The organism is Longimicrobium sp. (assembly GCF_036280135.1).
In the GTDB taxonomy this organism is placed as follows: Bacteria; Gemmatimonadota; Gemmatimonadetes; order Longimicrobiales; family Longimicrobiaceae; genus Longimicrobium.
In genome coordinates this window covers 1-4,004 of sequence record NZ_DASURI010000362.1, presented here as the reverse complement: position 1 = coordinate 4,004, position 4,004 = coordinate 1, and the positions used below count along the sequence as shown (strand labels likewise).

Sequence of the window (4,004 nt, the reverse complement as noted above, 5' to 3'; positions counted from 1 at the left end):
GTGGACGCCTTCAACCGCACCCTGCAGCGCGTGCAGCTGGAGCGGGGGCAGACGTTCATCTCCCGGACGACGAGCGCGGCCACGGTCTACGGCCGCGACCTGCCCGTGGTGGCCCTGCGCGCCGTGCTGGCCAACCCCCTGACGACGTTCGCGGACATCGACCGCGTGCTGGACGACCAGGCGGCGCTGGGCGCGGAGCTCTCGGCCACGGGCGCGTGGAGAGCGGCATGAGCCAGGGCGTCGCCGACCGGCTGCAGGAGCTGCCGGCGGAGCAGCGCGCCAGGCTCATGGCGGCCCTGCGCGAGCGGGCCGTGCAGCGCGCCGCGCCGTCGGCCATCCCCCGGCGGGACCCGTCCGTCCCGGCGCCGCTCTCGTTCGAGCAGCGGCGGCTGTGGATCGTCAACCAGCTGGACCCCGGCAGCCCCGCGTACAACGAGACGGCCATGCTGCGGCTGAACGGCGGCGTGGACGCGGCGCTGCTGGCGCGCGCCCTGGGCGACGTGCGGGCGCGGCACGAGATCCTGCGGACCACCTTTCACGCGGCGGAGGGCGGGCCCGTGCAGGTGGTCCATCCGCCGTCGCCCGTGCCCCTGCGCGTGGAGGACCTGTCCGCCCTGCCGGAGGACGCGCGGGCGGGCGCCGCGGAGCGCGTCGCGGGGGATGCGCTGGCCGCGCCGTTCGACCTGGCGGCGGGGCCGCTGCTGCGCGCCCTGCTGCTGCGCCTGGGCGCGGACGACGCCGTCGTCGTCCTCGTCATGCACCACATGGTCACGGACGGCACCTCCAAGGCCCTGCTCACGCGCGAGCTCCGCGAGCGCTACGGGGCCCTGGCCGCCGGACGCGCGGAGCCGCTGCCGGAGCTGCCCCTGCAGTTCGGGGACTGGGCCGCGTGGCAGCACCAGTGGGTGCGGCAGCCGGAGTTCGCCGCGCACCTGGACTTCTGGACGCGCGCCCTGGACGGCGCCCCGGAGCTGCTGGAGCTGCCCACGGACCGGCCCCGCCCCCCCGTGGCCAGCCGCCGCGGCGCCGCCCGCCCGCTGCACCTGCCCCGCGCCCTGGCCGACGCCCTGCGCGACTTGGCGGTGGGGGAGGGGTGCACGCTGTTCATCGTCCTCCTGGCCGCGTGGCAGGCGCTGCTGGCGCGCTACGCCGGCCAGGACGACGTCGTCGTGGGCACCACGGCCGCCAACCGCACCCGCGAGGAGACGGAGGGGCTCATGGGGCCCTTCTTCAACGTGCTGGCCCTGCGCGGCGACCTGTCCGGCGACCCCACCGTGCGCGAGCTGCTGGCCCGCCTGCGGCGCACGACGCTGGGCGCGTACGAGCACCAGTCCGCCCCGTTCGAAAAGGTGGTCGAGGCCGTGCGCCCCGCGCGCAGCCTGAGCCACGAGCCCCTGTTCCAGGTGCTCTTCGAGCTGCAGAACGGGGCCGGCCCCGGCGCGCCCCTGCCCCCGGCGCCGTCGGGCCCGGCGGCCGTGCACCCGTCCACGGGCGCGGCCAAGTACGACCTCACGCTCATCGCCTCGGAGCACCAGGGCGGCATCACGGGGACGCTGGAGTACGCCACGGACCTGTTCGACCCCGCCACGGCGGACCGGCTCCTGGCGCACTACCGCGTGCTGCTGGAGGGCTTCGCCGCGCACCCCGGCCGCCGCCTGTCGGAGCTCGGCCTGCTGCGCGACGGCGAGCGCGCCACGGTGGTGGATGCGTGGAACCGCACGGCGCATCCCTATCCGCACGCCTGCATCCACGCCCTGTTCGAGGCACAGGCCGCGCGGACGCCGGACGCCGTCGCCGTGGTGCACGCGGACGGGCGGATGACGTACGCGGCGCTGGACGGGGCCGCCAACCGCGTCGCGCACCTGCTGCGCGCGCGGGGGATTGGCCCGGAGGACCGCGTGGCGCTGTGCCTGGAGCGGGGGATGGAGCTGCTCCCCGCGTTCTTCGGCATCCTCAAGGCCGGCGCGGCGTACGTCCCGCTGGACCCCACGCACCCGGCGGATCGGCTCGGCTACATGCTGGCGGACAGCGGCGCGCGGATGCTCCTGAGCCAGTCGTGGCTGGCGGACCGGCTGCCGGCGGATCGGCCGGAGACGCTGTTCCTGGACGCGGTGGCGGACGAGATCGCGGCCCTGCCGGCGGATCGGCCCAAGGTGGACGTCACGCCGGAGAACCTGGCGTACGTCTACTACACGTCCGGGTCGACCGGGCGGCCCAAGGGCGTGGCCATGCACCACTACGGCCCGGCGAACTACTTCGCCTGGGGCGCGGAGGCGTACCGCGCGGCGGACGGTCGCGGCGCGCCCGTCTTCAGCTCGATGGCGGTGGACCTGACGCTGGCGAACTTCATCCCCCTGTTCCGCGGGGCGCGCGTCGAGCTGCTGCGGGAGGGGCCGGGGGTGGAGGCGCTGGCGGAGGCCATCCGCCGCGAGCCGGGCTTCAGCATGATCAAGATCACCCCCACGCACCTGGCGCTGCTGAACGGCGAGCTGTCGCCGGGGGACGCCGCGCGCAGCACGGGGACGCTCGTCATCGGCGCGGACAACCTGCTGGCGGAGCCCACGCGCTTCTGGCAGCGCCACGCGCCCACGGTCCGCCTGCTGAACGAGTACGGGCCCACGGAGACGGTGGTGGGCTGCTCGCTGTACGAGATGCCCGCGGGGCGGCACACGGCGGGGCGCATCCCCATCGGCAGGCCCATCTGGAACATCACCATGTACGTGCTGGACGGGCACATGCGGCCCGTTCCCCCCGGCGTGCCCGGCGAGCTGTACATCGGCGGGATCGGCGTCGCCCGCGGCTACCTGGGCCGCCCGGGGCTGACGGCGGAGAAGTTCGTCCCCGACCCGTTCGCGCCCGCGCCCGGCGCGCGGCTGTACCGCACGGGGGACCTCGCCCGCTTCCTGGAGGGCGGCGACATCGAGTTCCTGGGGCGGATGGACTTCCAGGTCAAGATCCGCGGCTACCGCATCGAGACGGGGGAGATCGAGAACGTCCTGGCCGCGCAGCCCGGCGTGCGCGACGTGCTGGTGATGGCCCGCGCGGACGGCGCCGGCGGCCTGCGCCTGGTGGCGTACGTGGCCGGGGACGCGGCCGCGCACGACGCGGAGGCCCTGCGGCGCGTTCTTCGGCGGACGCTGCCGGAGTACATGGTCCCCGCCGCGTGGGTCTTCCTGGACCGCTTTCCCGTGGGCTCCACGGGCAAGATCGACCGGCGCTCGCTCCCCGAGCCCGCCGCGGCGGAGCGGACGGACGGCGACGGGTACGCCGCGCCGCGGACGGAGACGGAGCGCGCGCTCGTGGACCTGTGGCAGGAGGTGCTGTCCGTGGCCCGCGTGGGCGTGGACGACGACTTCTTTGCCCTGGGCGGGCACTCCATGCTGGCCCTGCGGGCCATGACGGAGGTCCGCCGCCGCTTCGGGGCGGAGCTGCCCCTGTCCGCGCTCTTCGAGCACCCCACGGTGGCGGGGCTGGCGCGGCTGCTGGACGGCGCGGGGGACGAGACGGCGGACCCGTCGTCGGCGTCGCCCCTGGTGGCCCTGCAGCCCCACGGCGACCGCGTTCCCCTCTTTTTCGTGCACCCCGTGGGCGGGCAGGTGCTCTGCTACACGGACCTGGCCCGGCACCTGGGCCCGGACCAGCCGTTCTACGCCCTGCAGGCCCGCGACCTGGCCGCGGCGGCCGGCCAGGCGGTGACGGTGGAGGCCATGGCCGCCGAGTACGTGGCCGCCATCCGCCGCGCCCGCCCCCATGGCCCGTACCTGCTGGGCGGATGGTCGTTCGGCGCGTTCGTGGCCTTCGAGATGGCCCGCCAGCTGGCGGACGCGGGCCAGGCGGTGCCCCTGGTGGCCCTGCTGGACCCGGACTCGCCGGAGCAGGCGCGCCGCACGGCGGACGTGGAAGAAGCGGTGCTGCTGGCCCACCTGGCGCGCGAGCAGGCCCTGCAGGCGGGGCGCGCCCTGGCGCTCACGGCCGGCGACCTGCGGCCGCTGGACGCCGGCGCC

Annotated in this window: 1 protein-coding gene and 1 pseudogene; both read left to right on the top strand. The window is 76.0% G+C overall.

Annotated elements, in window-relative coordinates; translation table 11 throughout:
* A pseudogene (locus VFZ20_RS11365) lies at positions 1 to 231 on the top strand (putative pyridoxal-dependent aspartate 1-decarboxylase); the annotation flags it as partial.
* Positions 228 to 4,004: amino acid adenylation domain-containing protein (locus VFZ20_RS11360; protein WP_329683994.1), on the top strand; the 3,777-nt coding region annotated here is incomplete at its 3' end. The pseudogene VFZ20_RS11365 and the gene VFZ20_RS11360, both read left to right, overlap by 4 nt.